This is a genomic window from Lutibacter holmesii, assembly GCF_042679665.1.
Classification (GTDB): Bacteria; Bacteroidota; Bacteroidia; order Flavobacteriales; family Flavobacteriaceae; genus Lutibacter; species Lutibacter holmesii.
Genome location: NZ_JBHTMV010000004.1, coordinates 181,991 through 200,063 on the forward strand (window position 1 = coordinate 181,991; position 18,073 = coordinate 200,063).

General features: G+C 29.1%; 18 protein-coding genes and 2 tRNA genes. 12 read left to right on the forward strand and 8 right to left on the reverse strand.

Annotation, left to right across the window (positions count from 1 at the left end):
* Window positions 1-36: 36 nt before the first annotated feature.
* On the forward strand, window positions 37-990 hold the full coding sequence (locus ACFQ5N_RS09135; protein WP_386809192.1) for a transketolase family protein: 954 nt from the start codon (window positions 37-39) through the stop codon (window positions 988-990).
* Window positions 991-1,037: 47 nt separating this feature from the next.
* Window positions 1,038-1,643 carry an outer membrane beta-barrel protein gene (locus ACFQ5N_RS09140; RefSeq protein WP_386809193.1) on the forward strand — a complete coding sequence of 202 codons (606 nt, stop codon included), beginning with the start codon at window positions 1,038-1,040 and terminating at the stop codon, window positions 1,641-1,643.
* Between the two features lie 73 nt (window positions 1,644-1,716).
* On the opposite strand, the gene ACFQ5N_RS09145 is transcribed toward ACFQ5N_RS09140, so the two are convergent.
* Complete coding sequence (locus ACFQ5N_RS09145; protein ID WP_386809194.1) at window positions 1,717-2,556, reverse strand: FKBP-type peptidyl-prolyl cis-trans isomerase; 840 nt, start codon at window positions 2,554-2,556, stop codon at window positions 1,717-1,719.
* Between the two features lie 78 nt (window positions 2,557-2,634).
* On the opposite strand from ACFQ5N_RS09145, the gene ACFQ5N_RS09150 reads away from it, so the two are divergent.
* The 3 genes from ACFQ5N_RS09150 to ACFQ5N_RS09160 are packed head-to-tail and all read left to right on the forward strand — an operon-like array spanning window position 2,635 to window position 4,108.
* Complete coding sequence (locus ACFQ5N_RS09150) at window positions 2,635-3,006, forward strand: RNA-binding S4 domain-containing protein (protein WP_386809195.1); 372 nt, start codon at window positions 2,635-2,637, stop codon at window positions 3,004-3,006.
* Window positions 3,007-3,016: 10 nt separating this feature from the next.
* A complete protein-coding gene (locus ACFQ5N_RS09155) occupies window positions 3,017-3,604 on the forward strand; it encodes an SAM-dependent methyltransferase (RefSeq protein WP_386809196.1) in 588 nt (195 codons plus the stop codon).
* Window positions 3,605-3,610: 6 nt separating this feature from the next.
* Window positions 3,611-4,108, forward strand: a complete 498-nt coding sequence (locus ACFQ5N_RS09160; RefSeq protein WP_386809197.1) for a phosphoribosyltransferase family protein — start codon at window positions 3,611-3,613, stop codon at window positions 4,106-4,108.
* On the opposite strand, the gene ACFQ5N_RS09165 is transcribed toward ACFQ5N_RS09160, so the two are convergent.
* Entirely contained in the window at window positions 4,100-4,609 is a 510-nt protein-coding gene (locus ACFQ5N_RS09165; RefSeq protein ID WP_386809198.1) for a shikimate kinase, read from the reverse strand. The two genes, ACFQ5N_RS09160 and ACFQ5N_RS09165, sit on opposite strands and share 9 nt — an antisense overlap.
* A gap of 119 nt (window positions 4,610-4,728) precedes the next feature.
* Here ACFQ5N_RS09165 and ACFQ5N_RS09170 point away from each other — a divergent pair.
* The 3 genes from ACFQ5N_RS09170 (at window position 4,729) to ACFQ5N_RS09180 (ending at window position 8,993) form a co-directional block, all read left to right on the forward strand.
* Window positions 4,729-4,801, forward strand: a tRNA-Lys gene (locus ACFQ5N_RS09170).
* A 44-nt stretch (window positions 4,802-4,845) separates the two neighbouring features.
* Window positions 4,846-4,929 (forward strand) — tRNA-Leu (locus ACFQ5N_RS09175).
* Between the two features lie 308 nt (window positions 4,930-5,237).
* Window positions 5,238-8,993 carry a PAS domain S-box protein gene (locus ACFQ5N_RS09180; RefSeq protein ID WP_386809199.1) on the forward strand — a complete coding sequence of 1,252 codons (3,756 nt, stop codon included), beginning with the start codon at window positions 5,238-5,240 and terminating at the stop codon, window positions 8,991-8,993.
* A gap of 51 nt (window positions 8,994-9,044) precedes the next feature.
* Here ACFQ5N_RS09180 and ACFQ5N_RS09185 read toward each other — a convergent pair whose 3' ends face one another.
* Window positions 9,045-10,100, reverse strand: coding sequence for a hypothetical protein (locus ACFQ5N_RS09185; protein ID WP_386809200.1), 1,056 nt, complete (start codon window positions 10,098-10,100; stop codon window positions 9,045-9,047).
* Window positions 10,101-10,258: 158 nt separating this feature from the next.
* On the opposite strand from ACFQ5N_RS09185, the gene ACFQ5N_RS09190 reads away from it, so the two are divergent.
* Both ACFQ5N_RS09190 and ACFQ5N_RS09195 read left to right on the forward strand, forming a co-directional pair.
* Window positions 10,259-10,501: a hypothetical protein gene (locus ACFQ5N_RS09190; RefSeq protein WP_386809201.1), complete on the forward strand. Its 243-nt coding sequence runs from the start codon at window positions 10,259-10,261 to the stop codon at window positions 10,499-10,501.
* The gene (locus tag ACFQ5N_RS09195; protein ID WP_386809202.1) at window positions 10,482-11,045 is read left to right on the forward strand and encodes a hypothetical protein; all 564 of its coding nucleotides are present in this window, start codon (window positions 10,482-10,484) and stop codon (window positions 11,043-11,045) included. Before ACFQ5N_RS09190 ends, ACFQ5N_RS09195 begins: the two co-directional genes overlap by 20 nt.
* 77 nt (window positions 11,046-11,122) lie before the next feature.
* Here ACFQ5N_RS09195 and ACFQ5N_RS09200 read toward each other — a convergent pair whose 3' ends face one another.
* The 3 genes from ACFQ5N_RS09200 to typA form a co-directional block, all read right to left on the reverse strand.
* On the reverse strand, window positions 11,123-11,683 hold the full coding sequence (locus ACFQ5N_RS09200) for a c-type cytochrome (protein WP_386809203.1): 561 nt from the start codon (window positions 11,681-11,683) through the stop codon (window positions 11,123-11,125).
* A gap of 4 nt (window positions 11,684-11,687) precedes the next feature.
* Entirely contained in the window at window positions 11,688-12,320 is a 633-nt protein-coding gene (locus ACFQ5N_RS09205; RefSeq protein ID WP_386809204.1) for a DUF2202 domain-containing protein, read from the reverse strand.
* Between the two features lie 176 nt (window positions 12,321-12,496).
* The gene (typA, locus tag ACFQ5N_RS09210) at window positions 12,497-14,266 is read right to left on the reverse strand and encodes a translational GTPase TypA (protein ID WP_386809205.1); all 1,770 of its coding nucleotides are present in this window, start codon (window positions 14,264-14,266) and stop codon (window positions 12,497-12,499) included.
* 126 nt (window positions 14,267-14,392) lie between these two features.
* On the opposite strand from typA, the gene ACFQ5N_RS09215 reads away from it, so the two are divergent.
* Window positions 14,393-14,524 carry a hypothetical protein gene (locus ACFQ5N_RS09215; RefSeq protein ID WP_386809206.1) on the forward strand — a complete coding sequence of 44 codons (132 nt, stop codon included), beginning with the start codon at window positions 14,393-14,395 and terminating at the stop codon, window positions 14,522-14,524.
* 40 nt (window positions 14,525-14,564) lie between these two features.
* Here the strand turns inward: ACFQ5N_RS09215 and ACFQ5N_RS09220 are convergent, their stop codons facing one another.
* Window positions 14,565-15,731 carry a proline dehydrogenase family protein gene (locus ACFQ5N_RS09220; RefSeq protein ID WP_386809207.1) on the reverse strand — a complete coding sequence of 389 codons (1,167 nt, stop codon included), beginning with the start codon at window positions 15,729-15,731 and terminating at the stop codon, window positions 14,565-14,567.
* Between the two features lie 87 nt (window positions 15,732-15,818).
* Here ACFQ5N_RS09220 and aroB point away from each other — a divergent pair, with 87 nt between their 5' ends.
* Window positions 15,819-16,886 (forward strand): 3-dehydroquinate synthase, encoded by a 1,068-nt coding sequence (gene aroB, locus ACFQ5N_RS09225; RefSeq protein WP_386809208.1) that lies wholly within the window; start codon window positions 15,819-15,821, stop codon window positions 16,884-16,886.
* On the opposite strand, the gene bshA is transcribed toward aroB, so the two are convergent.
* Complete coding sequence (gene bshA / locus ACFQ5N_RS09230; protein ID WP_386809209.1) at window positions 16,883-18,016, reverse strand: N-acetyl-alpha-D-glucosaminyl L-malate synthase BshA; 1,134 nt, start codon at window positions 18,014-18,016, stop codon at window positions 16,883-16,885. The genes aroB and bshA overlap by 4 nt on opposite strands.
* Window positions 18,017-18,073 lie beyond the last annotated feature (57 nt).

An 18,073-nucleotide genomic window follows, 5' to 3' on the forward strand; every position in this document is an offset into this window, starting at 1 on the left:
CATTATTTTTGAACGATTTTTATTTAAAACAACAACATGAAAAAATACACATTTACTGAACAAAAAGACACAAGATCAGGTTTTGGAGCAGGTTTAGCTGAATTAGGAAGAACAAACCCAAATGTAGTTGCCTTGTGCGCTGATTTAATTGGTTCTTTAAAAATGGATAAATTTATTGAAGAAAACCCTGAACGTTTTTTTCAAATAGGTATAGCTGAAGCAAATATGATTGGTATTGCGGCAGGATTAACAATTGGAGGTAAAATTCCTTTTACTGGTACATTTGCAAACTTTTCAACCGGAAGAGTTTACGATCAAATTCGCCAAGCTGTTGCGTATTCAGATAAAAATGTAAAAATATGTGCTTCACACGCTGGTTTAACTTTGGGTGAAGATGGAGCAACACATCAAATTTTAGAAGATATTGGGTTAATGAAAATGTTACCTGGTATGACAGTAATTAATACTTGCGATTACAACCAAACAAAAGCTGCAACCATTGCAATTGCTGAATATGACGGACCAGTTTATTTACGTTTTGGTCGTCCAGTAGTTCCAATTTTCACTCCAGAAGATCAAAAATTTGAAGTTGGGAAAGCAGTTCAATTAACTGAAGGAACTGACGTTACTATTGTTGCTACTGGACATTTAGTTTGGGAGGCATTACAAGCTTCAGAGCAATTAGAAGCTATGGGAATTAGTGCTGAAGTTATTAACATTCATACAATTAAGCCTTTAGATGAAGAAGCTATTTTAAAATCTGTTGCAAAAACAGGTTGTATAGTTACTGCTGAAGAGCATAATGTAATTGGTGGTTTAGGTGAAAGTGTTTCAAGAGTATTGGTTCAAAACAATTTAGTACCGCAAGAATTTGTTGCTGTAAATGATAGTTTTGGTGAATCTGGTACACCAGCACAATTAATGGAAAAGTACAAATTAAATGATAAGGCTGTTGTGGCTGCTGCACAAAAAGTTATTGCAAGAAAATAATTTTACCTGCACATCGTTATTAAATACATAACTCAAAAACATATATTATGACAAAAAAAGGTTTTACATTTCTGTTTATTTTAATGACAACTTTAATTTCTTTGAATGCACAATCTAGTTGGGGTATTAAAGGAAGTTTGCTTTTTAATTCAAATGGAGAATTACTTGACGATGCAGAAGATATTATTGACAACAAAGGAAAAGGAGAATCTGGGTTTAACGTAGGTATTTACGGAAAATTAGACTTAGGTCCTATTTATTTAAGACCAGAGCTTGTTTATTCGCAAGCATCAAGTGAATATACTGTAAATGGAAATTCTGAATCTTTTAAAATGTCATCTATAGATTTACCTGTTTTAGTTGGTATTAGAATTATTGGCCCTTTAAACATTGTTGCAGGTCCGGCATTTAAATTTATAACAAGTAATGAATTTAATAGTATTGAAGGTGATTTAGATAAAGATGTAACAGTTGGTTTAAATTTTGGTGTTTCGGCTAATATTGGAAGATTTGGTTTTGACGTAATTTATGACCGTGGAATAAACTCTAATGAAGCAGATTTTATTGGCCAAGAAGTAGTTGATAATTTTACTTTAGACAGTAGACAATCACAAATTAGAGTTGGTGTTTCTTATCGTTTATCTGATAAATAATAGTTACTCTTAAAATAGTTATAAAAAAAAGCTTCTCATTTGAGAAGCTTTTTTTATTTGTATAATATCTTAATTATAAATCTTCAATACTTTCTGTATCGTCAGCATCTAAATAATTAGGAATTCCATCTCCATCTGTATCATCATTCATAGGATTTCCATCTCTATTAATATCTTCATACTTTGTTAAAACACCATCGCCATCATCATCAGAATCTATAAAATTTGGAGCTCCATCGCCATCAGTATCATCATCAACCATTGACCTATTATTATTTAAATCTTCTTCAAAAGAAGGAACTAAATCTAAATCTTGATCGGCTCTATTTACATCTTGTAAAGTCATTTCAAAAATTAAATTAGCATTTTTAGGAATTGAACCTTGTTCATTGTTACCATAAGCTAAACCTGAAGGAATAAACAAAATACCTTTTCCGTAATCTTCAAAATAAAAAGATTCATCATCATTCACTACAATATTACCTCCTTTAAAATTGCTAAATCCGTAACCCCAACCTGGTATTGTTCCTGTTAACGAAAACCATCTTAATGAAGAACCTATGTCAAAAACAGTACTGTCTAAAAGCATTCCAACGTAAGTTGTGTAAACAGAATCTACAGTTGAAGGAGAAATGGTTGCTCCTTCATTTTCAGATAAATAATACAATTTATACGAAATATCATTATAATCAATATAATCAACATCTACTTGCTCCATTAAAGGTGTTTGCCCAGCATCAATTGTCCAAATTCCACCATCTTCTTCATTTAAATAATGTGTTTGTAAATATTCAACCAAAGCTTCATCATCTATCAAAGCTTGGTCTTCTTCATTATAATTGTCATCATCTTTACCACAAGCAAAAACAAACAAAAAAATGGCAAGTATTATAAGTAAATTTTTAATTTTCATTGATTAAATTTTTAAACGTCGCAAGATACTATTTTCATATCTTTGTTAAAAGCTAAAAGTTAAATTTAACTTTAATATATGAGAATTGATAAATATTTGTGGTGTATTCGTTTTTTTAAAACAAGAAACATTGCAACTGAAGCTTGTAAAAAAAATCAAGTTAAAATAAATGATGGCGCTGCAAAAGCATCAAAATTAGTTTATAATGGCGATAAAATTTCAGTACGAAAAAATCAAATAAATTATGAATTAGAGGTTTTAGATATTCCAAAAAGTCGCTTAGGTGCTAAATTGGTTGATTTATACCGAAAAGATATAACTCCTGCAGAAGCTTTTGAGAAGTTAGAATTATTGAAATATTCTAAAGATTATTATCGTAAAAAAGGTACAGGAAGACCAACCAAAAAAGACCGAAGAGAACTTGATGAATATGCTGATGAAGACCTGTAATTTTTAATTTATGAACACTAATTTTAATAAAGATTATTGGGAAACTAAATATAAAAACAATAAAACAGGATGGGATATTGGTTATGTTTCAACACCAATGAAATTGTATATTGATCAATTAACAAATAAAAATCTTCAAATTTTAGTTCCTGGTGCAGGAAACGGACATGAAATTGAGTATTTGTACAACAAAGGATTTAAAAATATTTCTGTAATTGATATTGCAGAACAACCTCTAAAAAATATTAAAAGTAGAATCCCTAATTTTCCAAATAATAAACTGTTCCATCAAAACTTTTTTGAGCATCAACATTCATATGATTTAATATTAGAACAAACTTTTTTTTGTGCGCTTCATCCAAGTTTAAGAAATTTATATGGTCAAAAAATGTTTGAGCTTTTAAACAAGAAAGGCAAAATTGCAGGAGTGTTATTTGATTTTGAACTTACAACTGCAGGTCCACCTTTTGGAGGTAGTGAAAAAGAATACAAAAGTATTTTTGAACAAAAGTTTCAAATAAAAGTTTTAGAAAAATGTTTTAATTCAATAAAACCAAGACACGATAGAGAATTGTTTTTTATATTTGAAAAAAAATAATATTTAATGGAAAGTTCAGTTATTTTAAATCACGAGCAAATTACTAACAAAACACGACGTATTGCTTATGAAATTTACGAATCTAATAGTAATGAAAAAGAAATTATTATTGCAGGAATAAATGGTAATGGCTATATTTTTGCTGAAAAAATAACTGCTATTTTAAAAGAAATTTCAGATTTAGAAATTCAATTATGTTTGGTTAAAATTGACAAGAAAAATCCGTTAAATAAAATTACTACAGATATTGATTCAAAACTATATACAAACAAATCTTTGGTGTTAATTGATGATGTTTTAAGCTCTGGAGCCACTTTAATTTATGGAATTAAACATTTTTTAGAGGTTCCTTTAAAACGATTTAAAACAGCAGTTCTTATTAATAGAAACCATAAAAAATTCCCAGTAAAAGCAGATTTTAAAGGGTTATCACTTTCTACTTCTATGCATGAAAGAGTTGATGTTGTTTTTGAAAATGGCGACTCTTACGTTGTTTTAAACTAATTCCTCAATAGCTTCTACAATAGTATTTAAACTTTTATTGTCTACTGAAATTGTGAAATCGGCTTTTTGATAAAAAGGGTTACGCTCAAACAAATGTTTAGCCAAATATTCTTTTAAATTTTCTTTTCCTATGGTAGCTACTAATGGTCGTTGTGAAGTTTCACCTTCTAGCCTATCAAAAATTGTTTGTATAGACGCGTTTAAATAGAACGAAACCGATTTGTTTTTCAAATATTCCATGTTATTTCCATAGCACGGAGTGCCTCCTCCTAGTGAAATAATACAATTTTCAGATAAATTTAATACTTCCTCCAAATATATTGCTTCAACTCGTCTAAAATAGATTTCACCATGCAAGTCAAAAATATCTGAAATTGATTTTCCTTCTTTCTTTTCAATAAAATCATCTAAATCAATAAATTGCAAATTCATTTTTTTTGCTAATACCTTTCCTACAGCAGATTTTCCACTTGCCATATAACCTAATAAAACAATCTTCATTTGAATAATTTATATTGAAATTAAAAAAAAACAAATATCGTTTAAAAAAGTACATAAAAAAACTTGCAGAATACATTTTTGATAGTATATTTGCACTCGCAATAATGAAAGGGATATTTGACCTGGTAGCTCAGTTGGTAGAGCACCTCCCTTTTAAGGAGGTGGTCCTGGGTTCGAGCCCCAGCCAGGTCACAAAAAAAGTTAAGCATTTGCTTAACTTTTTTTTTATACATAATGCACATATGGCGGAATTGGTAGACGCGCGGGCTTGAGGGGCTCGTGTCCGAAAGGACGTGCAGGTTCAAGTCCTGTTATGTGCACTTTTATGCTACAATTCTTCTTTTTTGAAATGCTTTTACATTAGTATATTCAATTTCTACAGCTTATAGCTTTTATTTTTCTTAAAATTTCACCAAAATAATTTTGAATATAAATAGCTTAAATAATTGCTCTAAAGATTTTTTAAAAATCATTTTTAACGAATTTTAATTACGGTTTAGTATAATAACTTATATGAATATAATCTACTCATAATGAATAAGATACTCAGCTTTCATCTATTTTATTTCCTTGTTATTTATTACTACCAAAAAATTTGTATATTGCAAATACCCTAATCTAAAATTATATGCAAAATAACTCCCATTTAACTAAAGAAGAGCTTATAATTAAAGTAAATCAATTAGAAACTAAACTTTCTAAACTAGAGGTTTCATTAGAAACTTCAAGTAAACATCAAACTGAAGATTTTTTAATTGAGAGCAACCAATTTCTTGATTTTATTTCTCAAAAAACAAATGTTAATTTGGAAGTAGATATTGATTCTTTAGAGCTTTCTGAAATTATTGATATTGAAGTAATGCAATCAATAATGTCTGATTTTTATGATATTACTGGTATGGTAGGTGCTATTGTTGATGTAAAAGGGAATATTTTGGTTTCAGTTGGCTGGCAAGACATTTGCACAAAATTTCACAGGTGCAACCCAGATACGTTAAAAAATTGTGTAGAAAGTGATGTGGTTTTAACAAAAAATGTTCCTAAAGGCACATTTAAAGCATATAAATGTAAAAACAATTTATGGGATATTGTTACACCAATAATCATTGGTGATAAACATGTTGGAAATGTTTTTATGGGACAATATTTACTAAACAATGAAAAAGTAGATATTGAGCTTTTTAAAAAACAGGCAAAAAAATATGGATTTGATGAAGATGAATATCTCTCAGCATTAAAACGTGTACCCAACTTTAATAAAGAAACTATTGAGTCTGGAATGAAATTCTATTCTAAACTTGCCGTACTTATTTCAACTTTAAGTTTTAATAGTTTACAACAAGCTAAGTTATTGAACGAGAAAAAACAATATGAAATAGAACTGCGTAAAAGTGAAGAAAAATACAGAGATTTAATAAATTTAACACAAGAAGGGATTTGGGTTATAAATGAAAATAATATTACAAGTTTTGTAAATCCTAGTATTGAAAAAATGTTGGGGTATTCCGTGAATGAAATGATTGGAAAACCTTTAGTTGATTTTATGGATATAACTGTTGCAGAAGAGATTAATAGTTGTTTAAAACAAACAAACATAGAATTAAATGAACAGGATGATTTTGAGTTTATTTGTAAAAGTGGAAATCGTATTTTTTGTAATATATCAACAGCACCAATCTTCAACAAGGATAATAACTATGAAGGAGCAATAATTGGTATAATAAATGTTACCAAACGAAAAAAAGCAGAACAACTTTTATTGAAAAATAAAAACAGGCTAGATTATGCTTTAAACGCTATAAAAACTGGAGCTTGGGAACTAGATTTAGAAACCTTTGAATCATGGAGGTCTTTAAAACACGACCAAATTTTTGGTTATAATGAACCTATTCCTGAATGGACATTCAATGATTTTTTAGATCACGTGCATCCAATTGATAGAGATGAAGTTAATGAAAAATTTCAAAATGCTGTTAAAACAAATACGGATTGGGATTTTGAATGTAGAATTCAGCATAAAAATAGTGGTGAAATTCGTTGGATTTGGGCTAGTGGTAATCAAGATGAAAATGGTAAAAAAATGTTTGGGATTGTTCAAGACATCACCAAAAATAAATTAGCTGCCGAAAAACATAGAAATCAAGAGAAAAACTTAAAAAATACTTTTGACATCTCTCCTAGTATAATCGCCAGAGGTGACGCTACTAAAAAACGCTTTATTGAAGTAAACAAAGCTGTTACAAGAATATTAGGGTATTCAATTGAAGAATTTACATCAAAAAACATTGATGATTTTATTCATCCTGATGACAGACAAAGAACACAAAATGAAATATTAAAGCAACTAAAAGGAAATAAAACATATTCCTTTGAAAATCGCTATTTATGTAAAGATGGTAGCTATAAATGGATTAGTTGGCATAGTACCAAGGCAAATGAGCAAGGTATTGTTACACTTAATGGTTCTGATATTAGTCAACAAAAAATAATTGAACAAGAAATTATAAAAACAAAACAATTTTATGAAGATATTACAGAAGGAGTTCAAGATGGAATAATAGTAACAGATGAAAATGATTTTGTTTATTATATAAATTCTGCCATGGAAAAAATTTCAGGTGCAAGCCGTGATCAAATTCAAGGTAAAAATTTACTGAATGGTTTTTTAAAAGATAATATAGAAGAATTTAACAAATATTACAAAAAAGCTAAAAAAAGTAAAAAACCTACTTGGTTTGAGGCGAAAGTAATAACACCTGCACAAAGAGAAACTTGGCAAAATGGATGGATATTACCGCAATATAAAGATGATGTATTTACAGGTGTAATTTGTACCATACGTGATATTTCTATAAGAAGAAAAGCTGAAGTTGACATACTAAAACTTTCAACAGCAGTACAGCAAAACCCTGCTGTTGTTTTTATTACAGATACACAGGGATTTATTGAGTATGTGAATCCTAAATTTACAGAAATAACAGGTTTTACAAATTCAGATGTATTAGGGAAACATTCTAATATTATGAAATCTGGAATGCAAGATGCCTTATTTTACAAAGAATTATGGGATACTGTAAAATCTGGAAATATTTGGAAAGGTCAATTTCAAAATAGAAAGAAAAACGGTGAGTTATTTTGGGAATCTGCTTCTATATCTACCATTTTAAATGAATCTGGAGAGGTAATTAATTATATTAAAATTGCCGAAGATATTACTCAACAAAAATTAATTGAAAAACAGCTAAATACAGCATTAGAAAAAGCATTAGAAAGTGATAGACTTAAAAGTGCATTTCTGTCTAATATGAGTCATGAAATTAGAACACCAATGAACGGTATTCTTGGCTTTATCAATTTATTGAATGAACCAAATTTAAGTAAGTCTAAAATTGGAGAATATTCCGCAATTATTAATAAAAGTGGAGAGCGCTTGTTAAACACAATTAATGATATTATTGATATAGCCAAAATTGAAGCTGGTGAGGTAGTTATCTCAACATCAGAAGTTTCTGTTGAAGCACAAATTCAAGAACTATATGCATTCTTTTTACCTGAAGCAAAAGAGAAAGGATTAACATTTTCTGTAAAAACATCAAACAAAATAAAAGATTTAACTATTGTTACAGATGGTCATAAATTACACGGAATACTTACAAACCTTATTAAAAACGCCTTAAAATTTACTGAAAAAGGAGAAATATCTTTAGGCTATTATTTAAAAGAAAATACAATAGAATTTCAAGTAAAAGATACAGGAATTGGTATTCCTAAAAATAGGATAAACTGTATTTTTAATAGGTTTGAACAAGCAGATATTGAAGATTCTAGAGTGTTTGAAGGTTCAGGTTTAGGTTTAGCTATTACAAAAGCATATATCACAATGCTTGGAGGTGAAATATTTGTTCAATCTACTGAAGGTAATGGATCTACTTTTACGTTTAGTTTACCTCACACACAAAAAACAACTGAAGAAGCAGTACTCACTCAAAATACCATAGAATACGGAAAATCAACAATTAAAAATTTAAATTTACTTATTGTTGAAGATGATACGGTTAGTTCTTACTTTTTAGAAACTATTTTAAAGGATGATTTTTTAAATATTACAATTGTTGAAAATGGTATTGAAGCCATTGCATATTGTAAAAACAACCCAGATATAGATTTAATTTTAATGGATATTAAAATGCCATTAATGAACGGTTATGATGCAACAAAAGAAATAAGAAAGTTTAACAAAGATGTTTTAATTATAGCTCAAACTGCTTATGCGATGTCAGGAGACAAAGAAAAAGCATTAGAAATTGGTTGTAATGACTATGTTGTTAAACCAATAAATAAAGAGCTATTATTTCAAACAATAGAGAAACTTTTGGTTGAATAAATCCCTATAAAAAAGGGAAGTAAAACAATTACTTCCCTTTTTTAGTTAGTTTTAAAGTAGAAAACGATAATTTGCTGAAAGCATAAATGATTTTCTATTTCCTATTATTCCGCCTTCGGTTCTAAATTGCCAATTTTTATTTAATTGAAATTGAGCTCCAATAATTCCATTCCACAAATCTTTAGTTTGTTTATCCATTGCATACCTCACTACTCCATCTCCAACTACATTATCAATTGCATTTACTATAGGATCTAAAACTGTATTAACAATAACTTTTTGTTTTGCAGTTAAATCATCAAAAGCAGGTGAGTTTTTCCAATCTTCATAATCACTAACTATTTCATCTTTTCTATCCCAAACATCACTGGGTAAAGCCTCATTTAAAGTAATTTCTCCTGAAGTTTCAGAACCCATTTTAGCTCTCATACCACCAACCCAAACAGCAAAGTTTCGTTTTGGATTATGTTTAAACACAAACGTATGTCCAACTCTAATTCCCATAACATTCACTTTTACAGGTTTATCTAATAATTTTGGCTTGTTCCAAGTCCAATTTGCATCAACTGAAATCCATACAGGTCCTACTCCACCGGCTCCCATAATACCAAATCCTGAAGTTCTTAAATCTTGTTCTACAACGGCATTTAAGTTAATTGGCGCAATTACATTAACATCAGTTGTTGAACTTCCAAACCCAAATAATCCGTATACATTTAAAAAAGGTAATACCCAAACATCTGGTCTAACCGTATAATTTTGAGAATTATTAGTGTTTTGCCCAAATTTAATAAAATCAACATCCGTTAATGGAATATCTCTATTGTCATTTTTAAAACCAAGTTGAAAATTACTAAAAACAATGTCTTGACGCATCCAAATAGAATTTGTCATTATACCAACCGGATAAGGAATATCAAATCCTTTTTCATACACTTTTTGTCCTAAAGCAGGGAAAATATAATCATAATCAACTTGCTTTAAACTATCTGTATAGGCTTCGTATTTTGTTTTAATTTTTTTTGAAGAGTATTGTGCACTTATTTTATTTGAGTGTAAACCAATTACAAACAACAATAAAAAAAATATTTTAGAAACTAATTTCATAAATTTTATTTAAACTTTAGAAAACAAATATAGTAACATTATTCAAACTAGCTTAGTTAATAAATTTTACCCTTTAAATAAGAAACCAGTTGAAACACTGATTAGTAAATAAATTTATTTAATTTTATGTTTTAATTACCAATTAAATAAAAAAATCTATGGATTTGAAAAAGGATGATTCAAAATTAATTATTGCTGGTGTTGCTGGCGGAATTGCAGGCTTATTATTAGGCGCTTATATTTGGCGAAACGATGAAAAAAATGCAATTTCAAAAAAACTAAAAACAATAACTAAAGTTATAGAGCAACTTGAAAACTTAGATTCAGAAGACGCTATTGTTTTAAAGGATAAACTAAAAAATTTACTTTTAAATTTAAATTATGAAGAATCTAAAGAATAACATAGCAGACATTTCAAAAAATGGTGAAAGTTTAATTCAAAATTATTTGAAACTTTTTGGAATGCGACAATCTGAAAGATTAGCTACTTTTTTGGGTGGAATTTCTTCAGTATTTCTTATTTCAGTACTTCTTTTAATTATTATTGTTTTTGGCTCAATTGTGCTGGCTGATTTTTTAAATTCATTATTTGAAAGTAAATATATGGGCTTTTTATTAATTTCTATATTATATTTAATTACCGTTGGAATTTTACTTTTAAAAATGAAAGCAACAGGTAAACCTTTGTTTACCAATTTGTTTATGAAATTTGTGTTGCCATTATTAAATATAGATATTAACCAAGAGCCTACTGTTAAAGGTGTTGAAATAGAAAGAATACAAATAGAAGAAAAAATTGAAAACGATAAAGAATTTATAAATGTACATACGCAGTTGATTAAATATGCCATTTTTGAAGATTTATTTGGTGTTTTAACAGGTTTTTTTCAAACTAAATCTGATACCGAAAAACAAACTAATGACAAAAAAGAATCAAACGATTAAAGTAAATATTCTTTTACTAAAAGAAAACAGGTTTTCATAGAATTGAAAACCTGTTTTTGTTTGTATATTAAGTTCTATTAATTTCTGTGGTATCCATTACCTCTTCCCATTCCGTTCCCGTTACCATTTCTATTTCTGTTTCCATTTCCGTTTCCGTTTCCCATTCCATTTGGGTGTTCTTCTGTAAAATGCTGTTCAAACCAACTAGGAGCTTCTAATTCATTTTGATACATGTAAGCTGCTATAATACGTATTTCATCTTCGTTAAAAGGTTGCTTTGGCATTATATTAAAATTTGAAATAGCTCCTCTCATTAACGCATTTTGTTCTTCAGGGTTCATAACCCAACTTGTTAATCCATTAACAAAATCATTTTCATTTGAAAAAGACATTTGATACCTCCTTTTAACAGCAATCATTGGAGGTGCAATAATTTCATCATGAGATTTTGAGGTAATTGAATGACAAGCATAACACTTTTGTTGTAATAATTTTAATCCATTCTCATTAGTATTAGCATGAACTAAATCTGTAACAATCTTATGATCAGTATTTTTAGCTTCCTTTTTTTCTGTATTACAACTAAATAATAGCGCTATTAACATTACTAAAACACTTGTTTTTTTTAATATTTCCATAATTTTAATTATTTGTACATTTTTCATTTGATGTTGAAACTATTTCTTCGAATTCACTTTCAGATATATACATAGGACTGTATACAACGTTTTTTTTAATCAATTGCTCATAATAATTTCTTAAATGATTTCTTGACCCACATTTTAGTGCCCCATAAGCTGTTAATAAATCTGTTTTAATAGTTCTTTCTTCATTTAACTGTAAGTCTTTAATGTCTAAATCTTCAATTATATTTCCAACTTTTAAAGCTTCAACTTCTGAAATTGATGATTGCTGAATTAAATGTTCATAAATTTCTTGCAATTCATTATTGTAAAACTCTCCTTTTACGTTTGATGCAGGATCATTGATATTGTATTTATTAAGTAATGCTAATACTGTATCCATGTGAGTTTGTTCACTATTTGATATGTTTTTAAAAATTGGATTACCATATAATTCATACGAATATAGATATACATCTCGTGCTAATTTTTCTTCTTCTCTCAAAAAAATCAAATCGGTAATTTCTTCATTTGTTAATGCTGAACTAACACTCAAATTTAGATCCTCTTGAATGATCTCAGAATCGTTACTTGAACAACTGGTAATCAATGTAAAAGTAGCAATAAAGCCGTATAAAAATAAATTTTTCATGGTATCTTTTTTATTAGATTATACATTGTTAGACCCTAAGTTTTTAATATAGTTTGAATTGCTAATGGTAACAATAGTTACTAAAATTTTGGTATTTCTTTTAAACATAAAGCTTATTTTAAAGCAAAAAAAAAGCTTCCAAATTGGAAGCTTTTTTTGTTGTAAATAATTATGTATTATCTAAAGTTTATTTTACGAATTCTTAAACTTAAAGGTGTAACCTCTAAATACTCGTCAGTTTTAATATACTCCATACATTCTTCTAAAGAAAATTCTTTTTTAGGAGCAATATTTACTGCTGAATCTGTTCCAGACTTACGAACGTTTGTCAACTTTTTACCTTTTGTTAGGTTAATAGACATATCTTCTTGTCTGTTATTTTCACCAACAACTTGTCCTTTGTAAATTTCTTGATTAATATCGATAAAGAATATTCCTCTATCTCCTAATTTATCTAAAGAATAAGCAGTTGCTTTACCAGCATCACCTGAAACTAAAGCTCCATTAACTGAAGTTTCAATATCTCCTTTATACGGGTCAAAACCACGTAATCTATGGTTTATAATAGCTTCACCTTGCGTTGCTGTTAAAATTTTATTACGTAAACCAATTAAACCACGAGAAGGAATATCAAATTCTAAATGTTGCATATCACCTTTTGGCTCCATTACTAACATATCTCCTTTTCTTAAACTTACTAAGTTAATTGCTTTACTTGCCAATGCTTCAGGTACATCAATTACTAAAGTTTCATAAGGTTCACATTTAACACCATCAATTTCTTTGATAATTACTTGTGGTCTACCTACTTGCAATTCATATCCTTCTCTACGCATTGTTTCAATTAAAACTGATAAATGCAGAATTCCTCTACCGTAAACATTAAATTTATCTTCAGTATCAGTATCTTCAACTCTTAAAGCTAAATTTTTCTCAGTTTCTTTGTATAATCTATCACGTAAATGACGAGAAGTTACATATTTACCTTCTTTTCCATAAAACGGAGAATTGTTAATTGTAAATAACATACTCATAGTAGGTTCATCTACCTTTAACCTTGGTAATGGTTCTGGGTTTTCAAAATCTGCAATGGTATCTCCAATATCAAAACCTTCAACACCAGTAATAGCACAAATATCACCACTTCTTACAGATTTCACTTTATTTTTACCTAAACCTTCAAAAGTGTGTAATTCTTTAATTCTAACTTTTTTATTTGTACCGTCAGCTTTACAAAGCATATAATCTTTACCTTCTTCTAAATCACCTCTAAATACACGTCCAATTGCAATTCTTCCAACAAAAGATGTAAAATCTAATGAAGTAATTTGCATTTGTGGTGTACCTTCTAAATAAGGAGCTGCAGGAATATTTTCAATAATTGAATCTAATAATGGAACAATATTATCTGTTTCATCTTTCCAATCATAACTCATCCATCCATTTTTGGCCGAACCGTAAATTGAAGCAAAATCTAATTGCTCTTCAGTTGCATCCAAAGCAAACATTAAATCAAATACTTTATCGTGAACAATATCTGGAGTACAATTTGGTTTGTCAACTTTATTAATAACTACAATTGGTGTTAATCCAAGTTCTAGTGCTTTTCCAAGTACAAAACGTGTTTGTGGCATTGGTCCTTCAAAAGCATCAACTAAAAGTAAAACACCATCAGCCATTTTTAAAACACGCTCTACTTCACCTCCAAAATCGGCGTGACCTGGTGTATCAATTACATTAATTTTTACATCTTTATATGTAATTGAAACATTTTTAGATAATATAGTAATTCCACGTTCACGTTCTAAGTCATTATTATCTAATAATAATTCTGTACGTGCTTTACGCTCATCTAAAATGTGAGCTTGGTCAATAATTTTATCAACCAATGTAGTTTTACCGTGGTCAACGTGAGCAATAATTGCTATGTTTCTGATAGATTGCATATTCTGTTTTTTAAGAAGTTGCAAAAGTAAGTGTTTTATTTTGTTTATTACTACAAAACTGAAAGAATGATTAATATCATAAAAAATTAATTTTCAACTAATTAAGTTTGTGTAAAATTAATTATTATGAATTTAACAAATAGTATTGCATTATTTAATTGGAATTGGGGAATTATTGGAGCAATTTTTATGTTGCTTGTTTTTATTGGTTTAATAGTTATGTTGCTGTTATTTTTAGGTACAGGAAAAAAGAAATAAAAAAAGGTACTGTGAAAACAGTACCTTTTATAATATATTTTTAAACCTTACGTCTTTCACGCTCTCGCTTTAAAAGCTGTAGTTCTCTACTTGTTTGTCCTGCAACAGAAGTATTTTCTTCAGCCCTTCTAATTAAGTAAGGCATTACATCTCTTACTGGGCCGTATGGTAAGTATTTAGCTACGTTATATCCGTTTTTAGATAAATTGTAACTAATATGATCACTCATACCATATAACTGCCCAAACCAAATTCGTTTATCATTTTTATCAACACCAGATTTTGCTAACAAATCCATTAATAAATAAGAGCTTTCTTCGTTGTGCGTACCCGCAAAAACAGCCATATCATCAATGTTTCTAAACATATAAGTTAGCACATCATTAAACATTTTATCGGTTGCTGCTTTATCAACACAAATCGGGTCTTTATAGCCTTTCTCTTCTGCACGTTCACGTTCTTTTTCCATATACGCACCACGAACCAATTTCATTCCTATTTTAAAGCCTTGCTCTTTTGCTCTTTGATGCAATTTTTTTAAATAATCTAATCTATCCCAACGATACAACTGTAACGTACCAAAAATAATTACTTTTTCAGTATTGTACTTTGCCATCATTTCTTCTATTAAATCATCGGCAGCTGTTTGCATCCAAGTTTCTTCAGCATCAATTAATAAAGGTACATCTCTATCATATGCAGCTTTAGAAACAATATCATAACGTTCTTTAATACGTTCCCATTCGGTTTGTTCACTTGCATTTAAAGGCTCTCCTTCTGTTAGTTTTCTATAAATTTCTAATCGTCCAAAACCTGTAGGTTTAAATACTGCAAACGGAACACTTTCTTTTTCTTTACCAAACTTTATATTGTTTAGTGTTTTTTCCATAGTTAAATCAAACTGCGCCTCATCTTCTTTTCCTTCTGCAGAATAATCTAATACTGAGTGTACTCGCTTTGTAAACATTTTTTCAATTACCGGCATGCAGTCAATTTCAGTTACACCGCCACAAAAATGATCAAACACTGTAGATCTTATTAATCCTTCAACAGGTAAATGTGTTTTTAGTGCAAATTTAGTCATTGCAGTGCCTATTTTTACTAAAGGCTCACGCTTAATCATTTCAAACAAATAAAAGGCTCTATCTATCTCTGAATCTGTTTTTACTTCAAAGGCAACCTCTGTATTGTTAAATATTTTCTCCATTGTTAAATTGTCTTTTAACAAAGATAATTACAAACAGTTTATTTTTTCATTTTTTTACCCTTAATTTGCACAAAAATATTATCCAAAATGCAGCCTATATTATCCAATAACTACTATGTGAATTTTCAAGAAGATGCTTATATGAAATTGAACGCATATATAGCAAAATCTAATCCTTCAAAAATATTTATTTTAGTAGATGAAAACACAAATGAAAATTGCTTGCCTATTTTATTACAAACTATTGAAACAATTAAAGAGATAGAAATTATTGAAATAGAAGCAGGCGAAGAAAACAAAAATTTAGATACTTGTACAGGTGTTTGGCAAGCATTAACTGAACTTGGTGCCGATAGAAAAAGCTTGTTAATTAATTTAGGTGGTGGAGTTATTACAGATTTAGGAGGTTTTGTAGCTTCAACTTTTAAAAGAGGAATTTCATTTGTGAATATTCCTACAACACTTTTAAGTATGGTTGATGCTTCAGTTGGTGGTAAAACAGGTGTTGATTTAGGTGTTTTAAAAAATCAAATTGGTTTATTTTCTGACCCTGAAATGGTGCTAATTGACACGCAATATTTAGCAACTGTTCCTGAAAGAGAAATAAGATCTGGACTTGCAGAAATTATTAAGTACGGATTAACTTATGATGTTACTATTTGGGAGAAAATTAAAAATTTCAACACACTTTCACTTGAAAATATTAGCACACTAATTCATCGTTCTATAGAAATTAAAAATGAAGTGGTTACTGAAGATCCAAAAGAAGGTGGTTTACGTAAAGTATTGAATTTTGGACATACATTAGGTCATGCGGTTGAATCATATTTCTTAGAATCAGAAGAAAAAGAAAAACTTACTCACGGTGAAGCCATTGCTATAGGTATGATTACAGAGTGTTTTATTTCTGAAAAACTTTTAGGTTTTCCTTTAAATGAAGTAGCATTAATAAAAGATGAATGTCTTAAAATTTATAATAAAGTTCAAATTGACACTAAAGATTACGACGCTATTTTAGAACTTTTAATCCACGATAAAAAGAATGTTGGCGGTCAAGTAAACTTTGTGTTACTAAGCAATTACGAAAAATACAAATTTGATTGTAAAGTTGACAAAGCGTTGTTAATTGAAGCGTTAAATTACTACAATTCTTAATAACAATTTTTAGAAACTTTTCGGTAAACTTCTTGGTATGCAGGTAAAACGTTTTGTAAACTAAAACGTTTTGCTTGTTCCAAAGCATGTTGTTTAAATTCTTGAAGTCTTTCTAAGTCTTTTAAAATAAATATCCCATTTTTAGCCATATCATCGGTATCTCCAACGTTGCTTAAAAAACCTGTTACACCTTCAATATTTACTTCAGGTAAGCCACCAGAATTTGTTGATATTACAGGAGTTCTAGCTGCCATAGCTTCTAAAGCTGCCAAACCAAAACTTTCTGTTTCTGAGGGTAATAAAAACAAATCGGAATAGCACAATAGTTTATTTACTTCATTGCTATTTCCTAAAAATAAAACTCTATCTAATATACCAAGTTTTTTTGCTTGGCACTCAATAGTTTCTCTATCAGGGCCTTCTCCAACTAATAATAATTTTGAAGGAATTTCTTTTTGAATTTTATAAAAAATATCCATCACATCAGTAGCTCTTTTTACAGGCCTTAAATTACTAATGTGTGTTATAATACGTTCATTATCATTTGCAATTGTATTACGTTTACACTCTTCTGCATGAATTTCAGGGTACTTTTCAAAATCTATGAAATTATGAATTACATGAATCTCTTTTTTAATAGTAAACAAACGCAACGTATCTTTCTTTAAACTTTCAGAAACTGTTGTGACCACATCAGAATTATTAATACTAAATTCTACAGCTGTTTTATAGTTTGGATGACTTCCAACTAAAGTAATATCTGTTCCATGTAAAGTAGTAACCACTTTTATATCAATTCCTTTTTCTTTGAGCATTTGTTTTGCCATATAAGCGGCATATGCGTGTGGTATTGCGTAATGAACGTGTAAAATATCTAAATTATACATTTCAACAACTTCAACCATTTTACTTGATAAAGCTAACTCATACGGTTGAAAATGAAAGAGAGGATATTCTTCAACAAAAACTTCATGAAAATGAATGTCATTTGAAATAAAATCTAATCGTACAGGTTGTTTGTACGTAATAAAATGAACATGATGTCCTTCTTGAGCCAATGCCATTCCTAATTCTGTAGCTACTACTCCGCTTCCTCCAAAAGTTGGATAACAAACAATTCCTATTTTCATTTATAAAGATTAAAATGTTTTGTGAACAGTCGTAAATATAAATTTATTCTTACAATT